We start from the raw sequence: 19,060 nt of genomic DNA, 5'->3' as shown, positions 1-19,060 counted from the left end.
TGACCCTAATCGTGGTCGAACAACTCCTGGGTTCGCAACACCGGAGGCGGCTCGGGGAGAGGCGGAAGTGCGACCCGGCCGGCGACCTCGTCGTGGAACTGCCGGCACAGCTGCGGAGCGACGACGTTGTCCGGGGTGTGGAGGAAGACGAGGGGTCGCCGACCGTCCTCTATCCAGCGAACCACCCGCGTCACCCAGGGCCGCCAGAAAGGTGGATTGGCCGCCGCCTCGGTCTGGCCGATGAAACGGACGATCGGCTGCTGCCCGGTGGCCACGGCCCGCACCGGCAGGCGGGGCTTGTTCTCCCACGCCTCCATCTCCTCGGGGGTCCGACGGGGCCCGGCGAACACCGGGCGACTGTCGAAGATCACCCGGTCGACGCCCGCCGCATACAACGCATCGTTGAGGGCACGCTCGTGGTCGCCGCCCGCGTGGAACCCCGGGTGGCGGACCTCGACGGCCCAGGCGAAGTCACCGGGGACCGAGTCGAGAAAGGCCGTCAGCACGTCGAGGTCGCTCGGCGCGAACGATGCCGGCAACTGGATCGAGCACGGCCCGAGGCGGTCGGCCAGGGGTGCGAAACGATCGGCGAACTCCTTCAGCTCGGCGTCGGCGTCGCGCAGCCGGCGGTCGTGGGTGATCGTCCGCGGCAGCTTCAACAGGAACCGGAATCCCTCCGGGGTGACGTCACGCCATCGCGCGACCGTGGTCGGCGATGGGAGGGCATAGAAGGTGGTGTTGCCCTCGACCGCGTTGCAGACCCGCGAGTAGGCCGCCAGCTCGCCGCCCACCGGCGTGTCCGTCGGCAGCACCGTGCCCACCCAGTCGCGGTTGGCCCACATCGGGCAACCCACTCCCAGCGGCGACTCCCATGCCATCGCCGGCACGGTAGCTCTGGTTCGACACGGGGGCGCCCGGCGGCGATCCTGTCTGCCCATGGAACACCCCGAGCACCTCGCCGCCTGGCTCACCGCCCACCTCGACGACGCCGACGACGTGACGGTCGGGACCGTGGAGACCCCCACCGGTGGCTACTCGGCGGAGACACTCATCGTCCCGATCACCGTCACCCGGCACGGCGTGACCACCGACGAGCAGGTGGTCGTCCGGCGGGAGATGCCCGAGCCGCCGGTCTATCCCGTCCAGGTTCCGGTGGAGAACGAGATCGAGATCCAGTGGAAGGTGATGTCGGCCCTCGTTGCCCAGCAGGACACCGCTGCGGTGCCGATCGCGCCGCTCCTCGGCTACGAGACCGACCCCTCCGTGCTCGGGTCGCCGTTCTTCGTCATGGGTTTCATCGGTGGCGAGATCCCCCGCGAGGACCCGTTGTACGTGGCCGAGGGCTTCTACGTCGATGCCGAGCCGGCCCAGCGTTCGGCCATGATCCGCGGTGGCATCGAGGTGATGGCGGGGATCCACGCCGTCGACGTCGCCGCCGCCGGTCTGGACTGGCTGGCCCCCGAGGGGTCGGTGAACGACGGGCGTCGTCAACTGCGGATCTGGCGCGACTACGCCGAACGCGAGCTCGACGGGCGTCCCCACCCGCTGATGCTCGCCGCGTTCGATCGGCTCGAGGACGAACTCCCGGCCGGCGGCGCACCCGTGCTGAACTGGGGTGATGCCCGCCTGGGCAACGTCATCTGGGACGACTTCGCGCCCGCGTGCGTCACCGATTTCGAGGCGGCGTCCATCGGTCCGGCCGAGATGGACGTCGGGTGGTGGATCATGTTCGAGCAGTGGGCCCACGTGGGCGCCGGCGTCGACCGTCACCCGGGCACGCTCCCCGTCGCCGAGCAGCTGGCGCACTACGAGGCGGTGAGCGGCCGCACGCTCGAACCGATCGATCCGTGGGTGCTCTTCGCCGCCACCCGCTACGCCGCGATCGTCGTCCGGGTCATGAACCGGATGGTGCAGCGTGGTCTGCTGCCCCCCGAGCAGACGCTCTACCTCGACCCGATCGACGCCACGCTCCGACCTCTCGTCGAGCGCTGACCGTCACACCAGCCGGATCACCCGGGCTCGATCGACTCGTCGCGGTAGTCGGGGTTGGCGACCGCGAGCTTGTCGAGCGTGGTCGCCCAGAGCGACTCGGCGAGTTCGGCCCGGCGGTCGTCGAGCGTTCCTGCCCGTAGCGCCTCGCAGAGCTCTCGTTCGGACTCGACTCCGAAAGCGGCCAGGCGGGCGGCGTGGGCGGGTCCGTCGATGGGCAACGCCTCGATCTCGCGCGCCGCGATGGCGAGCGCGTTGGCGGCGACCCGCAACATGAACCGGTCCCGACCTTCGGCCCGCGGGCCGAGGTCGTCGGCCAGATAGTCGTGGACGGCCGTCACGAGCTCCGCAGCGGCGGGCACGTCGTGGGGCCAGTTCTGCCGCGGGCTGCGCTCCTCGGTCACGCCGCCTCCCGGAGTTCGGGCAGCAGGAGCAGCATCACGTCGTACTCGGTCTCGACCACACGACGACCGATCGTCGCCTGTTCGACCGAGCGGGTGCTCCCCTTGCGGAACTCGTCGCCCATGAACATGGTGATCACCCCCCAGCGCAGCGAGGCGAGCACCTCCCACCACTTCAGCTCGGCGGGCGAGACCTCGACGCCGCTCTCCCGGGCATAGGCATCGAGGAGTTCGTCACGGGACCCGAGGCCGCCGACCTCTCCCGTGCCCCGGAATCGCCAGGCCCGGGCCACGAGCCAGCCGAGGTCCTCGACCGGGTCACCGAGATGGGCGAGCTCCCAATCGAGCACCGCGACGACGCCGTCGGGGCCGATGAGGAAGTTGCCCATGCGGAAGTCGCCGTGGACCACCCGGGGCTCACGGGCCCGCGGACGGTGGTCGTCGAGCCAGCGGAAGGCGAGGTCGAAGACGGGGTGCGGGTCGCCCAGCATCTCGTAGGTGCCCCGTTGGGCGGCGACCGGATCGGTGATCGTCGGCAGCCGGTCGGTCATCGGCCCGGGGTCGAGGGCGTGGATCATCGCGAGCTCGCGGGCGCAGTCGGCCACGAAGCGCTCCCGCGCCGTGGCGTACTCGTCGTCGCGCAGGATCTTGCGGGCGATCGACTCGCCGTCGAGATGGCGAGAGATCGTGAACTGCCTCCCCAACGGATGTTCACCACCGGTCGACGACGCGACGATCTCGGGCACAGTCACGCCGCCCGCATGCGCGTGGCGCAGCAGCGCGGGCTCGTCGACACCGGCCCCGAGACCGGCGGCGAACCGCGAGCGCTGGAGAACGAGTGGCTCGCCGTCGGCCGCGAACGACCAGGTCTCGCGACTCGCCCCCGCCGACAGTCGGACGAGGTCGGTGATCTCGGCGTCGAGTTCGGTGCCGAGCTGGTCGGCGAGCTCGTTCACGAGAACGGGTTCACGTGCCGACGTCGGTGCCGACCGGCTTCCCGTCGACGATCTGGTCGAGGTACTCGCTCATGCCCATGCCCTTGCGGCCGTTGCACTCGTAGCGGGTCATGGCCTCGGTGATGCGGGTGTGGAGCTGCTCGCCGTCGGGCGTCTTGCGCCGATTGCGCAGCGGGATCATCGAGATCACCTCGCCGGTGATCTCGTACTCCTTGTGGTCGGTCTTGGCCCAACACCGCATGCCGGTCTGGTAGTCGTTGTCGTCCCAGTCGGACTCGATACGGCAGTCGCGGATGTGGTGATACTCGCCATCCTCCAGGACCATGCCGGAATAACGGGTGCTGCCCTCGTTGTCGATGATCGACAGCATCATCGCGAAGTCGGGACCGAAGATCATGGGCAGCCAGCGGTACCAGGTGACGGCCTGCCAGTAGCGGGGACCCCACGACTTGTCCCGCAGGCCGAGGCCGTCGAGCTCGATGATCTCGTCGCCCACCTGGATCGTCCCGGTCACCTTGGTGTGCTGCTCGTAGTGGGCCTTGGCGAAGCTCTTCTCGGCGTCGGTCTCGATCGGGGTGCCGTCCTCGTACTGCGGCAGCCCGCCGTACATGGGCGACACGCCGTGCACGTCGAGGCGCACCTCGCACTCCACGAACGGGTTCGTCTTGAACGCCTCGCGAGGGTTGGCCATCTGCTCGGGCTCATCGAGCAGGCAGACCTTGCCGTCGTAGTTGATCTTCAGGTGCTCGAACGGTGTGACCACCTTGATCTCGAGCCCACCGGCGTGCATCTCGTCGTTGTTGTCGATCTCGGGGCGGCCGTAGAGAAACGCCACGCGTCCGCCGGGCAGATAGATGCACACCGTCATCTCGGCATAGCCCTCGTTGACCCGGTTGCCGATGCGGAACCACGCGCCGACCTCGCGCTCCAGGTCGAAGCCGTTGAGGTACATCGACTCGTTGTAGTTGGGAACCGGGTCGGGCTCGTGCGTGTACTCGTCCTCGGGGTGCAGAACGGTGACGATCTTCTTGTCGGCCATGGGAACTCCTGGGTCAGACGCGACCCTAGTTCTCGGCCTGCGCCTGCTCCCATTGTTCGCGGGTGTAGACGGAGTCGCCGCCGAGGTCGAGCGGCAGGTCGCCCAGGTCGACGGCATCGATCTCCTCGAATTGGAACGCATTGGCCGCGATCTGATCGATGATCCGGCCCGACACGTTCGACGTGGTGAGGTCGTCGATCGGGTCGGCTGCGAAGTCCCAGTCCCAATCGATCGTCAGGACGCCGTCGATGATGGCGATCTCCGACAAGGCCCACTGAAGTTCGAGAGGGATCGCCGACTCCAGTCCGTTCCATCCGCCGCCAAGGCCGCGCTGGATCGCCGACTCGATCACCGACTCGGAGATGATGTTCGTCGCCACCGGAACCAACCGCGAATCGGTGTCGCCCACCTCACGGCAGTACATCCAGACATCGAGGATCACGCCGTTGCGAGGCGTCGAGATCACCGATTCCCCGTCCGGGCATTGCTCCCAGATTCGAGTACCCCCGTCGACGTTCCAGCGCTGGGCCAGCGAGCGACCCAGTCGAGCCGCGAGCGCGACATTCTGCTGTTCGGAGCCCCCCGACACGAGGAACCCGGCGGTGACGGTACCCGGATCGCCACATCCGGGCAGTTCGACCCACACCTCCACAGCGTCCCCTAGTGGCCGGAGCAGCAACAGTCCGTCCTGGAAGTACCGCTCACCCACGAGATCGATCACCGACCCCATCGGATAGGAGTAGGCGATCGTCGTGTCCGGTGAGTCCCACTGCACCCGGAAGCCACCGACGTCGAACGACGGGCGGAGCTCCGTCGTCGGGGGCGTCGGGCCGTCGAAGTCGTCCGCGTTCGTCAGCAGCGCATCGAGGCTCGGCAGGACATGACACGCGACCGGATTCGGGCCGCCGTCGATCACCCAGAGGTTCCCGATCAGATCGGAACCGGGGGTTCGGCCCCGGACTACGCGGTAGGGACCCGGTGGCAGGGGTGGCAGTTGTATCTCGAGCGTCAAACGGGGTGTGTCGAACGTCAGCAACTCGACCCATTCTTCGCCGTCCCATTGATCGAGGCGGGTGGTCGACGCCACCTCACCGAGGTCGTTCTCGGGTGCGGCAATCGCCGGTTTCACGGTGAGCACCGCGCCGGCGGTACTGGCGAGTACCGGTTCGACGAATAGAGCATCCTCCCCGACCGGCGCGAGCGAGGCGACCGCCGGCATCACGGCTGGTTCCAGGACTCGAAACACGCCCGTGGCCAGCTCCCCGTCGATGGTCTGGCGGAGGCGGTGCCATCCCTCGTCGAGTCCGTCGAGATGGATGTACTCCGCGTAGCCGACGCCCGAGGGCAGGAACTGCCGTCGCTCGCGATACTCGACCAGACTCGCGCCCCGCTCGCCGAGATCACCCCAGCAATGCCAGAAGTCCTGACAGCTCCCGCCCTCGGCGACCGGCTGCCAATCCTCACCGTTCCAGCGATCGACCAACACGGCAGAGTCCCACTCCAGAACCTCAGAGACATCGGATGGTCCGAGCACCACGAAGATGACATCGGAGCCATCGGTCGAAACCGCCTCGGTCGAAAGCCAGAGCCGATAGGAGCCGGTTTCCGACGGCGGCGCGGCCTCGGCAGCGGGGACCGTCGTCGAGCTGCTCGGTGTCGTGGTCGAGGTCGGGGCCACGCTCGTACTGGTGCTACCGGCCACGTCGGCAGGACTCGAGTCGGTATCACCGTCGTTCGCCACCCAGAGCAGGCCGGCGAGCAGTACGAGACCAGCCGCCACGGCGGCCAGTAGCGGCGCGTGCCGAGGGTGGGCATCATCGGGCTGAGGCGCGGGCGTCTCCGCGGGGACGTCCGCTACCGCGCCGGCGATTGCGTCGAGGTCGCGGCGGATGCGCGCTTCGAAGTCGGATTCCTCAGTCATCACCAAGCTCCTTGCGAAGAGAGTCGATTCCTCGATGGAGAAGCGACGACACCGTGCCCGGCCGGCAGCCCATGGCCTCGGCGATCTCGTCGGTCGACAGGTCGCCCCAGTAGCGCAGGACCACCGCCACCCGGCGCCGTTCGGGGAGCCGTCGCAGCGCGTCCCAGAGCTCCACCGCCGATTCGTCGACATGGGCCGAGACGGGCAACGGGAGCCGCGGCGCTCGCCGCCGGCGACGCAGCCGCGAGCGGGCCTCGTTGACCACGGCGGTGCGCAGGTACGCACCGGGCTTGTCGGTGTCGGCCAATCGGGGCAACACGTTCATCCACGCCGACTGCACGACGTCCTCGGCCGTCTCGATCGAGCCGGTCATGAGGAACGCCAGACGCACGAGACCGAGGCGTTCCCGCTCGAACAGCGCCGCCACCTCCGGTTCGTTCATCACCTGCGCCGATTCTTCCATCGCCACCTCGTCCATCAGACACAACGACGCACGAGCACCGACGTTTCTTGCACCCCTAGGCTCGAAACATGCTCGAACCGTTGCCCGAAGACTGGACCCGTGCGCTCGCCGTGGTCGCCCATCCCGACGACATGGAGTACGGCGCCGCCAGCGCCGTTGCGCGCTGGACCGACCAGGGAAAGTGGGTCGGCTACTGCTTGGTGACGGCCGGTGAGGCGGGCATCGCCGGAATGGAGCCGGCCGAGGCGACGCGTCTGCGTCGCGTCGAGCAGGAGGCCTCGTGCGCTGCGGTCGGCGTCGACGACCTGCGCTACCTCGACCACCCCGACGGGCAGGTGGAGAACGACCTCGTGCTGCGGCGTGACCTGGCCGAGGTGATCCGGGCGACGAAGCCCGACGTGCTGATCAGCATCAACCATCGTGACTCGTGGGGCGGTCCCTCGTGGAACCACGTCGACCACCGCAACGTCGGACGGGCGCTGCTCGACGCAGCCCGCGACGCCGGCAACGAGTGGCTGTTCCCCGACGCCGGTCCGGCCTGGTCCGGCGTGAAGTTCGTGGCGTTCGGGTCGTCACCTGAGTCACGGCACTGCGTCGACGTCACCGACACGATCGATCGAGGCATCGCGTCGCTCGAGTGTCATCGCGTCTACCTCGATGCCCTCGACGAGCCGCCCGATCCCGATGCGTTCCTACGGGGAGCGGCCAAGGGAATGGGCGACGATTCGCCCTTCGATCTCGCGGTGGCCTTCGAGCTCGTCTACGTCTGAGAGGTTCTGCATAGATCCCTTGCAAGGCGAACATGTGTTCGATAGTATGGACCCATGTTCTCCGCCGTGATCGACCTTCTCGAACAGGACCCGGTCGACCACCTGACGCGTGCTTGCCTCCACGACCGCTTCACAGCGATCCGCCGACTCGAGGGAGCGGTCTCCGCCTACAAAGTCCGCCTCGTCAACGCCACCGACGGACTCGGCGATCGTGGTCTCGACGGCGCAGGGATGCTGCGCAGCACGGGAGGAATGTCGGCGAGAGCCGCCAGTGTGCTGGCCGACACGGCGGAGAAGCTCGAGTCGCTGCCCCGCACGGCCGAAGCACTCGCCGACGGTCGCCTCACCATCGAACACGCAAAGGCCATCGCGACGGCGAGCGAGACGACCTCGCCCGAGCAGGCCGACGCCGCGCTGGTGCCGGAGACGACAGCGCCGCCCGCCGATCTGTTCGCCAAGCGCAGCCGCGAATGGGCGGCTTCCCATGCCGCCCCCGAAGACGGCGCCGACCAGGTCGCCCGGCAACGGCGACGTCGGTCCTACGCCCACTGGGTCGACGACGGGATGTGGAAGTTCCTCTTCGAGCTCGACGAGATCTCGGGCAAGGAGGCCAAGAGTCGCCTCGATTCACTGCTCAAGGAACTGTGGCACGACGACGGCGGACGCGACGCCCCAGCGGACGCCCGCACGTCCACGCAGCGAGGCGCCGACGCGTTCTCGACGCTGTGCAGTGCCGAGACCGGTTCCTTTGCCGCAGGGCGGCGAGCCACTCCACCGGTCGGCGCCCACCTCCTCGTGAGCGCCGATCTCCAGCGCCTGAGCCCCGACGCCTCCGGACTGGCGCAGACCGTGATCGATGGCGCCCCACTTCCGCAGTCGGTGCTCGAGCGGTTGGCGTGCAACTCGAATCTCACACCCGTGATCTTCGACGGCCCCGGCCGGCCGATCTGGGTCGGCCGCGACCATCGCACGGCCACGATCGCACAGTGGCGAGCACTGATCGCTCGCGACCGTGGCTGCGTCGGTTGCGGCGCCGCTCCCGATCGTTGCGAGGCCCACCACCTGATCCCGTGGGAGGACTTCGGCTCGACCGACATCACCAACCTCGTCCTGGTCTGCCGCCGGTGCCACCACGACATCCACGATCGGGGTTCGGTTCTGCGAAGATCCGACGGCCGATGGCAGATCGTGGCTCGCGCCGGGCCCCGTCCTGCCTGCACTCCCCCAGTTCTCGCAGCCCGAACTGGAATGTGAGATTCTCACGCCCATGGATCGACGACGATTTCTGCAGGCCGGCGTGTTCACTGCAGGCGGCACTGCCGCATTGCCGCTGCTCACGAACGCGGCCGGGGCACAGAGCGCCGGCGCCAGCCCCTATGGGGCTCTCGATGGCATCGAACCCGACGAGAACGGCCTGATACTGCCGCCCGGCTTCACGTCGCGGGTGGTGGCGGTGGCCGGAGAACCGGTCGGCGACACCGACTTCGAGTGGCACATCTTTCCCGACGGCGCCGCGGTCTTCGCGCAAGACGACGGCGGCTGGATCCACACCGTCAACAGCGAGGTTTTCATCCCCGGCGCCGCCGGCGTCAGTGCCATTCGCTACGACGCCGACGGCAACATCACCGACGCCTACGAGGTGCTGCGGGGCAGCAACGCGAACTGCGGCGGCGGGCCGACCCCGTGGGGCACGTTCCTCTCCGGCGAAGAGGACTACGCAGGCGGCCTCGGCGTGTTGTGGGAATGCGACCCGTCGGGCGAGACCGACGCCGTCGCTCTCGAGGCAATGGGCCGTTTCATCCACGAAGCGGCCGCCGTCGATCCGGTGCGCGAGCACGTCTTCGAGACCGAGGACATGCCCGACGGGCGCCTCTACCGCTTCACCCCCGACAACTACCCCGACCTGACGGCAGGCCTGCTCGAGGTGTGCGCGGTGGCCGACGACGGATCGGTGACGTGGCTCGAAGTGCCCGATCCCTCCGCAGCCGAGACCGCCACCCGCCTCCAGGTTCCCGAGTCCACCGCGTTCCTCGGCGGTGAGGGGATCTGGTACTTCGAGGACTGGATCTTCTTCTCCACGAAGTTCGACAACAAGATCCACGGCATCGACCTGGCGAACCAGACCCACACGCTGCTCTACGAGGCGAACCCCGACGACGTGGCGGCCGGTACCGCGGTGTTGTCGGGCGTCGACAACCTGACCGTCGACGAGGGCTCCGGTGACATCTTCGTGGCCGAGGACGGCGGCAACATGGAGGTCGTCGTCATCACCCCCGACGGCGAGGTCGCCCCCTTCGCCCGGCTGGTCGACCAGGACCACTCCGAGATCACCGGTCCGGTCTTCAACCCGGCGCGAGACCGCCTCTACTTCTCCAGCCAGCGGGGACCGTCGCCTCGTCCGATCGTCGACATCAACCCGCTGATGGACTCGGCCGAGTCGTTCGGCGGCATCACCTACGAGGTCACCGGTCCCTTCCGGGGCATCGTCGAGGCACCGCCGGAGACCACCACCACGACCACCACCACGGTGGCGCCCGAGGACGAACCGACCTCGACCACTGTTGCGCCCACCACCACCCCGTCGCCCACCGACACGCTCGCTCGGGTCACGGACCGGTCGGGTTCCGACGACGGTACGAACACCGGCCTCGTGCTCGGTGCCGGTGCGGCCGCGGCGATTGCGGTTGGTGCCGGCGTGATCGGCATTCGGCGGAGAGGTCAGGGCTGATCGGGCGCCGGCCCGCGGTCGATCACGAACCCGGTGAGCTGCGCGGCGCGGAAGTGCTTCACCGGCGCGCCCGGGTGGGTGAGGACGACCCGCGGTTCGACCACCACGCCGTCGTCGTCGCTGAGACCGAAAAGGTCGATGACCGCTCTCGCCCCACCCATCAGGGCATCGACGAGCACGGTGCGTTCCCGTTCGAGGGCGCCGGGCAGACGTACCGTCGTGGGCACGTGAACGATGTCGAATCGCGGCTGTCCCCGGCCCTCCACCCCGTCGATCGGCGTCGCCCGGCCTTCCGCGACGGCACGGAGGTTCCACGCTTCGCGTGAGGATCGCTGGGGCAGTCGGGCCACGAGATCGGCGACGTGGTCACCGTGCACACGGCGGATCACCGGGATGACCGACACCCGTTCGACGAAGCTCAACGAGTCGAGCGCCTCTCGGGATGTGACCGGCTTCGACGGCAGGACCAGGACGTGGGTGGCGCCCAGGCGCGCCGCCGTGCGCCACGGGATCTGTTCATGAAGACCCCCGTCCACGTAGGACGCATCGTCGACGGTTCTCGCGCCGCCGGCGAGCACCGGGAGCGACGCCGTGGCCTTGAGGATCGACGAGACCCGAACCGCGCTGCCGCCGACATGGAGATGGCGGACCTCGGAGGTCGGGTCGGTCGGCGACACCGTCGCGAACAGCGGGATGCGGCTGGCCGCGACCGCAGTGAAGTCGAGACCGCGATCCACCGCAGCCGAGTCGACGAGATAGTCGAGGTCCAGTGCGGCCTCACGTCGAAACAGGCGGCTGCGATCGAGGAAGGGCTCGGTGTGGAGTTCGGTGTAGAAGAGCACACTTCCCTCGGCGACCAGTCCTTCGACGAAGAAGGCGCCGGCGAGCGCGCCGGCCGATGTGCCCACCACGAAGTCGATGCAGTCGGTCATACCGAGCTGCTCGAGCGCCACCAGCATCCCGGTGCTCACCACACCGCGCATGCCCCCGCCCTCGATTGCCAGGGCGACCGTGTAGCCGTCGGTGCGTTCGCCCGGTCGCGAGCCCGCGGCGAGTCGCTCGTGGATCACGTGCGTCGTCGGCGGCCGACGCGCCTCGGTCACGAGGTCAGCGCCAGACCCGGGCGAGCAACGCCATCTCGACCGCGACCTGTGCCGCGTCGTATCCCACATTGTGGGGCTGAGGGACATTGTCGGGCTCGTTGCTGTCGGGGCCCTCGCTGCGAGCCAGGGCCTGCTCGAGGTTCTCGGTGGCCAACACGCCGAACCCGATCGGCACACCCGTGGAGATCTGCACGTGCTGGAGTCCTCGGGCGCATTCCTCCGACACCAGGTCGTAGTGGGTCGTCTCGCCGCGGATGACCGCGCCGATCGCGACGATCGCGTCGACTCGGCCCGAGGCGGCGACAGTGCGGGCCGCGAAGGGGATCTCGAAGGCGCCGGGCACCTCGACGACGGTCACGTCGGTGACGGCGGCCTCGGCCAGTGCCCGGTCGACGCCGTCGGCCAGTCGTCGGATGATCTCGGGGTTCCACCGAGTGCGGATCACGACGACCCGCAATCCGGATCCGTCGGCCGCTCCTGCGGGAGCCACGTCCTTGGTCGCCATGGCCCCGACGGTAACCGGGCGACACGCCAAAATGCAGAAGGGCGGCCCCGGAGGACCGCCCTTCTCACGAGTGGTGGGGCTCAGCCGAGCGCGGCCGCCAGCGCTTCGACCGACGGGGCGAAGTAGAACGCGCCCGACGCAGGCGTCGAGTAGTCGGTGATGAAGTCGGTCTCGTGGCCGTTGTGGCCGTACATGGCTTCCATGCGCTCACGCAGGGGCGCCTGGGTCTTGCAGAACCCCATGAAGTAGAGGCCGACGGTGCCGTCGTGGAAGGCGTAGGGAGTGGAACGACGAACCATCTCGCCCCGCTTGGGCGTGGACTCGTCGGCCGTGGTGCCTTCACGCAGCTCCACGTGGGAGAGGTGCGAGCGCGGGACCTGGGTCTCGAGCTTCGTGGAGTCGGCCTTGGTGCGACCGAAGGTGTTCTCCTCCTGATCGAGGCTCAGGGAGGCCCAGTAGTCGAGGTCGTGCACCCACCGCTGGGCGATGCAGTACGAACCGCCCTCGCCGGCCTGGCCGTCGTCGATGATGCCGCGGTCCTTCTGGTCCTCGGGCTCGGGGTTGCCGGTGCCGTCGATGTGACCGGTGAGGTCGAGGCTGTTCTTGTAGATGAAGCAGGGGGTCTCACGGGCGACCGACATGTGGCCGGCGAGGGCCTTGCGGGCGGTGTGCTGGACTTCCCAGATCAGGTCCTTGTCGGCGTGGTGCAGCCACAGGAGCAGTTCTTCCTGGGTGCCCTTGGCGACCTTGGCGCCGTCGGGCGACTCGTAGCCGGGGTAGGCCTGGAAATCGCCATCGGTCTCGACGCCGAGGTCGGCGGCAAGCGACGGGCCGAGCAGGATGCACAGGTTGACGCCCTGGGCATCGGCGTCGGCCTGGGTGGCCTTCAGCACGCTCTTGATGTGGCCGAGGTCGGCACCGTCGACACGGCTCATGTGGACGTACCACTGGTACTTCTGGAGATCGGACAGGATCGCGGGCTGCGAAGTTGCCATTGAAAAATTTCCTCTTGTCGAGTTCTCGGGGTTTTGCGGTGACCCTAGACGACCCACACCCCCCATCGCACAGTTCCCCCATGCTTCTTCCCCCAGTTGCAGCGCTGGGGTCAGACCCCCGTCCCAACTCGGAGTGTCACAGTGGATTTCTAGCGTCGACCGCATGGCACGAATTCCGAGACGGTTGATGGACGACGGATGGTTCCACGTGATGAATCGGGGCGCACGGCGGCTGCCGATCTTCGGCGACGACGGCGACCGGGATGCATTCCTGCGCCGCCTCGGCGAGGCGGCGCGACACCACGAACTCGAGGTCCACGCCTACGCACTGATGCCCAACCACTTCCACCTGCTCGTCCGGGGCACGGTGGAGTCGCTCTCCTCGACCATGCAGGCGTTGTGCAGCGGCTACACACAGCGGTTCAACACCAAGTACGGCCTCGACGGGGCGCTCCTTCGAGGCCGATATCGCACGAAGCCCATCATCGAGGACCGATACCTCAACCAGGTCGTGCGCTACATCCACCGCAACCCGGTCACCTCGGACCGGCCCACGCTGTCGGTGTTCCGATGGACGAGCCACCTCGCCTATCTCGGGGTTTCACCGGCGCCTCCTTGGCTCTCGATCACACCGATCCTGGACCGATTCTCCGGGGATGTCGCGGCCTACCGGAAGTTCGTCGTAGGCGGCGAGGTCGAACCCGACCGCCCGATTCTCGGCTCTGCACCACGACTCACCGGCGCCGATGCCATCGAACAGGCGCTCGGTGTGTCGTCGCCGTCCGAGCGAGAGCTTCTCCGGGCCGGCGGGCGCGGGGTGCGCAACGAATTGCGGATGGCCTGCGTCCTACTTGCATCCGAACTCACCGCCGGCACCGCCCAGACCCTCGCCGATCGCTACGGCTTTCGCTCCGCCAGCAGCGTTCGGTCAGCAACGACTCGGGCACGAGCGCTCGCCCGGACCGACCCCGCCTTCCGCGCGCTCCTCGAGTCCGCCCGACAGCGCCTCACAACCCAAGTTGGGACGGGGGTCTGACCCCAACGCTGCAGGTGTGGGAGGGTTTCGGGATGGGCGCTGGACTTTTTTCGTTGGTTGATCGTACGTGTCTCGTCACGGGCGGATCGAAGGGGCTGGGCCGCCACATGGCCGAGGCGTTCCTCGAGGCCGGGGCCGACCGAGTCTACATCACGGCGCGAAACACCGACGTCGTCGAGGCGACCGCCACCGAACTCACGGCCGCTCACGAGGGCGAGTGCATCGCCCTGGCCGGCGACCTCTCCACCATGGACGACGTGCAAACGCTCGCCACGACGATCAGCGAGCGAGAAGCGCACCTCGACGTGCTGGTCAACAACGCCGGCCGCGGCTGGCTCGCCCCGCTCGGCGAGTTCCCCGAGCACGGCTGGGACAAGGTGATGGACCTCAACCTCAAGTCACCGTTCTTCCTCACCCGGGCCCTCATTCCGTTGCTGACCAAGCGGGCGACGGCCGAGCAGCAGAGCGCGGTGATCAACATCGGGTCGATCTCGGGCATCAGCGCCAACGCAAGCGACACCTACAGCTACAGCGTGTCCAAGGCCGGGTTGCACCAGATGACCCGCAATCTCGCCTCCACGCTCGCTGCGCAACACATCCGGGTGAACGCCATCGCCCCCGGCCGGTTCCACTCCGACCTCACCGAATACGCGAAGCAGGATCCGGCGGCCTACGAAGCCGAACTCCGGATGATCCCGATGCACCGCTGGGGCGATGCCGACGACATCAAGGGGGTCGCCCTGCTGCTGGCCGGCCCGGCGGGTGCGTTCATGACCGGCCAGATCATCACGGTCGACGGCGGCACCACGCTTGTCCGCTGATCCTCAGGCTTCTCAGGCGAGATCCACCCACGCGCCGTGGGGATGGGTGAAGCCGAGGAACTCGCGGGTGACGGGTCGGCCGGCACCACCGTTGACCAGGGTCATCACGCTCACCTCGCCTTCGCCGGTCGGCGCCGGCGGGACGTCGATGCCGGGCACGATGCCCGCCATCTCCATCGCCAACCATGACGTCGTCCGGTCGGCGCCGACGATCGCCGCCTCGAACTCCCGGCGCAGCTGCTCGTCGAAGTAGAAGACCACCCAGGTCGTGAGGACGACCGCATGGAGGTCGGGCGGCGCGGCCGACAGCGCGGCGCGCACACCGGCGACGGCATCGGCACGCACGAGCGTCGGCGGGTCGGCCTGCACCTCGGCGATCGCGGCCCGGAGCCGAGCCAGCCGTTCGGGATGGTCCGGCCACACGAGCGACTCCAGCCAGCGGGCCTCGTCGGGATCGGTGACGTCGATCGGGTTGCGGTCGACGCCCCGTCGCCACGAGATGTCGGCCGGCTCGGCAACCGGCGTGCTCCCCCGGCTCTCCGCGGCGAGATGCAGCCGAGCGTCGGCCGGGCCCAGGGCAACGGCGCCGAGATCGATCCGGTACCGATCGAGCAGCAGGTTGAGCCCGGCGCTGCATCCGACATCGATCAGTGCGAGACCCGACCCGGTCCGGCGGCCGATCAGATTGAGCAAGGGCGCGATCGCGGACGTCCGGTTGACCTCGTTGGTCTGGACGTAGCGGGTCGCCAGCAGCCGGCTGATCTCATCGGGACAGGCGAGCACCAGATCGCAGAACATCGCGCCCACGTCCTCGCCGGACCCGATCACGAATCCGGGTTCGTAGACCGCAGCAAGGGGATGATCGACGCCGGTGAGCGTCAGATAGCGGGCTGCCGCGTGGAGGTTGTTGGGTACGTGGGCTTCCGCCGGCGCCGAGGCCACGAGCGCGATCACCTCGTCGTTGTCGGCTGCGGCGCGCACCATCGATTCGTAGATCGGTGCGTAGCCCTTCAACGAGTAGTCGGCGAACGCCCGGAAGAAGTCGGCGACCTCGCTACTCATCGGCACACCGGCTCAACCTCGCCCGGTCATGCGACCGGTCCGAGCACCCGATCGGTGTAGGAGTTGGCGAACCGGCCGGCGGGATCCAGCTCCGCCCGCACGGCCTGGAAGGCTTCCCACTCGGGATACCTCGGCGCCAGCGTCGTGTGGTCCTGGAAGTGCAGCTTGCCCCAGTGAGGGCGGCCGTCGTAGTCGGCCATGATCCGCTCGATGCCCTGGAAGTACGTCTCGTAGGAGCCGCCCTTGTGCACATGGGCGGCGATCCACGCCGTGTCGCGGCCCTGCGCGGTGGACAGGGGAATGTCGTCGGCGGCCGATACCCGCACCTCGATCGGGAAGAAGATCGGCTCGCTTCCGCGCTTGACGAGATCGCGCACGCGCCGCATCGCCTCGGGTAGGGCATTTCGCGGGATGCCGTACTCCATCTCGGTGAAGCGCACCCATCGCGGGCTGGCGAAGATCCGGTGGCTGGCATCGACGAGATCACGCCCCGAGACACCGGAGTCGACGAGCTTGGCGATGCGCGGCGCCGCCCCGGGGAAACGAGCACCGACCTTGGTGACCAATCCGAACGCCAGGTTCTCGGCGACGATCTTGTCTCGCAGGTAGGCCAACCGAGGCTGCGGGCGGCGCGGTTCGGTGGTGCGATTGTTGCGCTTCACCTGACAGCGTCGAGCGCCCGGCATCCAGAAGAACTCGAAGTGGTCGCTGCCCCGCCAGTTGTCCTCGAAGCCGTCGAGTACGTCGTCGAGCACCTCGATGGTCTCCACGGCGTGGAGGTCGAACGCGGGCACGCACTGGAGGGTCACCTCGGTGACGATCCCCAGCGCACCGACGCCCACTCGGGCGACGCGGAGCAGGTCGGCCCGCTCGTTCTCGTCGCAGCGGATCCGCTGTCCGGTGCCGTCGACGATCTCCATGCCGACGATCGTGGTGGCCAGATTGCCGAGCTCGGCGCCGGTGCCATGGGTGGCCGTGGCCACCGCGCCGGCTATCGACTGATAGGCGATGTCGCCCAGGTTGGGCATGGCCAGGCCCGCCTTGTCGAGCACCACGTTGAGGTCCGCGAGCCGCATGCCCGCGCCCACCGTGACCCGCCGGCGTTCGGTGTCGACCGAGATGACGTCGGCGACATGGTCGAGCGACATCAACACGCCGTCGGTCATCGCCGCAGCGGTGAACGAGTGACCGGCGCCGACCGCCTTCACCCGCACACCGTCGGCCGCGGCCCGGGCGACGATCGCTGCCACCTCGTCGGACGACCGCGGCATCGCCCGTTCGGTCGGCAGACAGACCTGGTTCCCGGCCCAGTTGCGGAAGGTCGTGCTCACCAGTGCCTCAGATCGACCGGCCAGCGATCGACGATGTCCTCACCGTCGACGACCCACATCACCTCGTGTCGAGCGATCGTGGGGTCGACGTGGCCGGGCTGGAGCCTCACCCGGTCCCCCACCCGCATACGGGTGTCGGGGTCGAACAACGTCGTGTGTTCGTCGGAACAGAAGAACAAATCGCCCTCGGGCCATGTGGGGTTGCCGTGGTCCATTCCCAACGACTTCAGGCCGGCATCGGCCACCGCCCAGCCGTCGCGGTTCACCGAGATCACGGTGGCGAGCACCGTGATGGCGATCTCGAAGGGCGACTCGAGCTTCGCGTAGTCGGTGTCGAGCAGGCAGTACGAACCCGCCTGGATCTCGCTGGCCCACGTGTTCACGTCGTAGGTGCCGGTGCCCCCGGCCGACACGATGTCGCCCCCCACATCGGCTGCGGCCGCGAGCAGAAGGGCCATCGCCGCCTCGACGGCAGCCGGCTTGTCGGCCGCGTCGGCCATCATCAGGTGCCCCTCGTAACCCATCACCCCGCGCACCCCGAGCCCGGCGGCCCGTGCCGCGTCGGCGAGCGCACCGGCGCCGTCGGCGTGGATGCCACAGCGCGGCATGCCGACGAACACGTCGACGAGCACCTCGGGAATACCCGCGTTCACGGCGGCGGCGAGTGTCTCGGGCGAGTCGATGGCGACGGTCATCCGGTGACCGGCCTCGACCAGTGGAGTGAGGCGGCGCAGGTCGAGCGACTGGTTGGCCAGGAGGAGGTCGGTGCCGAGACCGGCCCGGGCCATGCCCTCCATCTCGCGAACGGTCGCCGCGCAGAAGTTCTCGTGGCCGGCCGCCGCCAGTTCCGCGGCGAGGGCCGTCGACTTGAACGCCTTCACGTGGGGGCGCAGCCGGGCCCCGGGCCGGGCGGCGGCCATCGCCGCGACATTGGCGTCGAAGATCGAACGCTCGACCACCAGGCTCGGCGTCGGTAGATCGCTCAGCGTGCGGGGATCGGTCATCGCGGGGAGCTTAGGTCCCGCAGCGTCGTCGCCCATATGCTCGCCGGATGCGGGACTTCTCGGGAAAGTTGGCGGTCATCACCGGCGGTGCGAGCGGAATGGGTCGCCAGATCGCCCGCCAACTCGCGGCCGAGGGTTGTGACGTCGCCATCTGTGACCTGTCCGACGACGACATGGCCGACACCACCGCCCAGATCCGCGAGGAATCGGCCGGCGTCGAGGTGACCAGCCATCACTGCGATGTCGGCGACGAGGAGGCGATCCTGCGTTTCCGCGACGAGGTCGTGGCGCAGCACGACACGGACCGCGTCCATCTCGTCTTCAACAATGCGGGCATCAGTGGCGGCGGCAGCCTCTTCGAGGGCACTCGCGAGAGTTGGGATCGGTGCTTCGCCGTCTGCTGGGGCGGCGTCTACTGGGGCACCCGCGCCTTCCTGCCGCTGCTGGTGGCGGCCGACGAGGGCCACCTCGTCAACACCTCGAGTGTCAACGGGTTCTGGGCCAGCCTCGGCCCCACCCAGCCACACACCGCGTATTCCGCCGCCAAGTTCGCGGTGAAGGGATTCACCGAGGCGCTCGTCACCGACCTGCGGGTGCACGCCCCCCACGTCGGCGTCTCTCTCGTGATGCCCGGCCACATCGGGACCGGCATCGTGCGGAGCTCACTTCGGCACGGCGAGAACCCGGCGTTGACCGACGACGTCCAGCAGCTCTTCGACGCCGCCGCCGATGCCTTCGAGCAGAACGCCCCGATGTCGGCTGCCGACGCGGCGACCGTCATCCTCGACGGGGTGCGCGAGAGCCGGTGGCGCATCCTGGTCGGCGACGACGCCCACGCGCTCGACGCTGCGGTGCGAGCCGACCCGGAGACGGCCTACGACCTCGGCGGCATCCAGGACATCATCGCCACCATTCGCCCGACCGACCGGGACTGAA

At 68.6% G+C, this 19,060-nt stretch carries 19 protein-coding genes; 7 read left to right on the top strand and 12 right to left on the bottom strand.

Going from position 1 to position 19,060, the window contains the following annotated elements:
* Positions 1–5: 5 nt before the first annotated feature.
* Positions 6–878: a DUF72 domain-containing protein gene (locus tag RIB98_01430; protein ID MEQ8839615.1), complete on the bottom strand. Its 873-nt coding sequence runs from the start codon at positions 876–878 to the stop codon at positions 6–8.
* Between the two features lie 58 nt (positions 879–936).
* On the opposite strand from RIB98_01430, the gene RIB98_01425 reads away from it, so the two are divergent.
* A complete protein-coding gene (locus tag RIB98_01425) occupies positions 937–1,992 on the top strand; it encodes a phosphotransferase family protein (protein ID MEQ8839614.1) in 1,056 nt (351 codons plus the stop codon).
* A gap of 17 nt (positions 1,993–2,009) precedes the next feature.
* On the opposite strand, the gene RIB98_01420 is transcribed toward RIB98_01425, so the two are convergent.
* The 5 genes from RIB98_01420 to RIB98_01400 are packed head-to-tail and all read right to left on the bottom strand — an operon-like array spanning position 2,010 to position 6,769.
* On the bottom strand, positions 2,010–2,393 hold the full coding sequence (locus RIB98_01420; protein MEQ8839613.1) for a DUF6285 domain-containing protein: 384 nt from the start codon (positions 2,391–2,393) through the stop codon (positions 2,010–2,012).
* Positions 2,390–3,346, bottom strand: coding sequence for a phosphotransferase family protein (locus RIB98_01415; GenBank protein ID MEQ8839612.1), 957 nt, complete (start codon positions 3,344–3,346; stop codon positions 2,390–2,392). The genes RIB98_01420 and RIB98_01415 overlap by 4 nt, the downstream gene beginning before the upstream one ends.
* A gap of 10 nt (positions 3,347–3,356) precedes the next feature.
* Positions 3,357–4,385 (bottom strand): hypothetical protein, encoded by a 1,029-nt coding sequence (locus tag RIB98_01410; protein ID MEQ8839611.1) that lies wholly within the window; start codon positions 4,383–4,385, stop codon positions 3,357–3,359.
* Between the two features lie 25 nt (positions 4,386–4,410).
* Entirely contained in the window at positions 4,411–6,306 is a 1,896-nt protein-coding gene (locus tag RIB98_01405) for a hypothetical protein (GenBank protein ID MEQ8839610.1), read from the bottom strand.
* Positions 6,299–6,769 carry a sigma-70 family RNA polymerase sigma factor gene (locus RIB98_01400; protein MEQ8839609.1) on the bottom strand — a complete coding sequence of 157 codons (471 nt, stop codon included), beginning with the start codon at positions 6,767–6,769 and terminating at the stop codon, positions 6,299–6,301. Before RIB98_01400 ends, RIB98_01405 begins: the two co-directional genes overlap by 8 nt.
* 68 nt (positions 6,770–6,837) lie before the next feature.
* Here RIB98_01400 and RIB98_01395 point away from each other — a divergent pair, with 68 nt between their 5' ends.
* Genes RIB98_01395 through RIB98_01385 form a run of 3 tightly spaced genes read left to right on the top strand, consistent with a single transcriptional unit; the run spans position 6,838 to position 10,267 of the window.
* Positions 6,838–7,539 (top strand): PIG-L deacetylase family protein, encoded by a 702-nt coding sequence (locus RIB98_01395; GenBank protein MEQ8839608.1) that lies wholly within the window; start codon positions 6,838–6,840, stop codon positions 7,537–7,539.
* Positions 7,540–7,593: 54 nt separating this feature from the next.
* Positions 7,594–8,793 (top strand): DUF222 domain-containing protein, encoded by a 1,200-nt coding sequence (locus tag RIB98_01390; GenBank protein MEQ8839607.1) that lies wholly within the window; start codon positions 7,594–7,596, stop codon positions 8,791–8,793.
* A 13-nt stretch (positions 8,794–8,806) separates the two neighbouring features.
* On the top strand, positions 8,807–10,267 hold the full coding sequence (locus tag RIB98_01385; protein ID MEQ8839606.1) for a DUF839 domain-containing protein: 1,461 nt from the start codon (positions 8,807–8,809) through the stop codon (positions 10,265–10,267).
* Here the strand turns inward: RIB98_01385 and RIB98_01380 are convergent.
* The 3 genes from RIB98_01380 to RIB98_01370 all read right to left on the bottom strand — a co-directional run bounded on the left by RIB98_01380 (position 10,258) and on the right by RIB98_01370 (position 12,870).
* Positions 10,258–11,370, bottom strand: coding sequence for a patatin-like phospholipase family protein (locus tag RIB98_01380; GenBank protein ID MEQ8839605.1), 1,113 nt, complete (start codon positions 11,368–11,370; stop codon positions 10,258–10,260). The genes RIB98_01385 and RIB98_01380 overlap by 10 nt on opposite strands.
* Positions 11,371–11,374: 4 nt before the next feature.
* Positions 11,375–11,875, bottom strand: a complete 501-nt coding sequence (ribH, locus tag RIB98_01375) for a 6,7-dimethyl-8-ribityllumazine synthase (protein MEQ8839604.1) — start codon at positions 11,873–11,875, stop codon at positions 11,375–11,377.
* Positions 11,876–11,955: 80 nt separating this feature from the next.
* Positions 11,956–12,870, bottom strand: coding sequence for a Dyp-type peroxidase (locus RIB98_01370; protein ID MEQ8839603.1), 915 nt, complete (start codon positions 12,868–12,870; stop codon positions 11,956–11,958).
* A 163-nt stretch (positions 12,871–13,033) separates the two neighbouring features.
* Here RIB98_01370 and RIB98_01365 point away from each other — a divergent pair, with 163 nt between their 5' ends.
* Positions 13,034–13,906 (top strand): transposase, encoded by an 873-nt coding sequence (locus RIB98_01365; GenBank protein MEQ8839602.1) that lies wholly within the window; start codon positions 13,034–13,036, stop codon positions 13,904–13,906.
* Between the two features lie 53 nt (positions 13,907–13,959).
* The gene (locus RIB98_01360) at positions 13,960–14,727 is read left to right on the top strand and encodes an SDR family oxidoreductase (protein ID MEQ8839601.1); all 768 of its coding nucleotides are present in this window, start codon (positions 13,960–13,962) and stop codon (positions 14,725–14,727) included.
* Between the two features lie 12 nt (positions 14,728–14,739).
* On the opposite strand, the gene RIB98_01355 is transcribed toward RIB98_01360, so the two are convergent.
* The 3 genes from RIB98_01355 to RIB98_01345 are packed head-to-tail and all read right to left on the bottom strand — an operon-like array spanning position 14,740 to position 18,124.
* Complete coding sequence (locus RIB98_01355; protein MEQ8839600.1) at positions 14,740–15,789, bottom strand: DUF2332 domain-containing protein; 1,050 nt, start codon at positions 15,787–15,789, stop codon at positions 14,740–14,742.
* 26 nt (positions 15,790–15,815) lie between these two features.
* Positions 15,816–17,120 carry a D-arabinono-1,4-lactone oxidase gene (locus RIB98_01350; protein ID MEQ8839599.1) on the bottom strand — a complete coding sequence of 435 codons (1,305 nt, stop codon included), beginning with the start codon at positions 17,118–17,120 and terminating at the stop codon, positions 15,816–15,818.
* On the bottom strand, positions 17,117–18,124 hold the full coding sequence (locus RIB98_01345) for an alanine racemase (protein ID MEQ8839598.1): 1,008 nt from the start codon (positions 18,122–18,124) through the stop codon (positions 17,117–17,119). The genes RIB98_01350 and RIB98_01345 overlap by 4 nt, the downstream gene beginning before the upstream one ends.
* Before the next feature lie 47 nt (positions 18,125–18,171).
* Between RIB98_01345 and RIB98_01340 the strand changes: the two genes are divergently transcribed.
* Complete coding sequence (locus RIB98_01340; protein MEQ8839597.1) at positions 18,172–19,059, top strand: SDR family NAD(P)-dependent oxidoreductase; 888 nt, start codon at positions 18,172–18,174, stop codon at positions 19,057–19,059.
* Position 19,060: the final 1 nt, after the last annotated feature.

The sequence above is a fragment of the Acidimicrobiales bacterium genome (assembly GCA_040219515.1).
Taxonomy (GTDB): Bacteria; Actinomycetota; Acidimicrobiia; order Acidimicrobiales; family Aldehydirespiratoraceae; genus JAJRXC01.
This window is presented reverse-complemented; position numbering and strand designations above follow the sequence as displayed.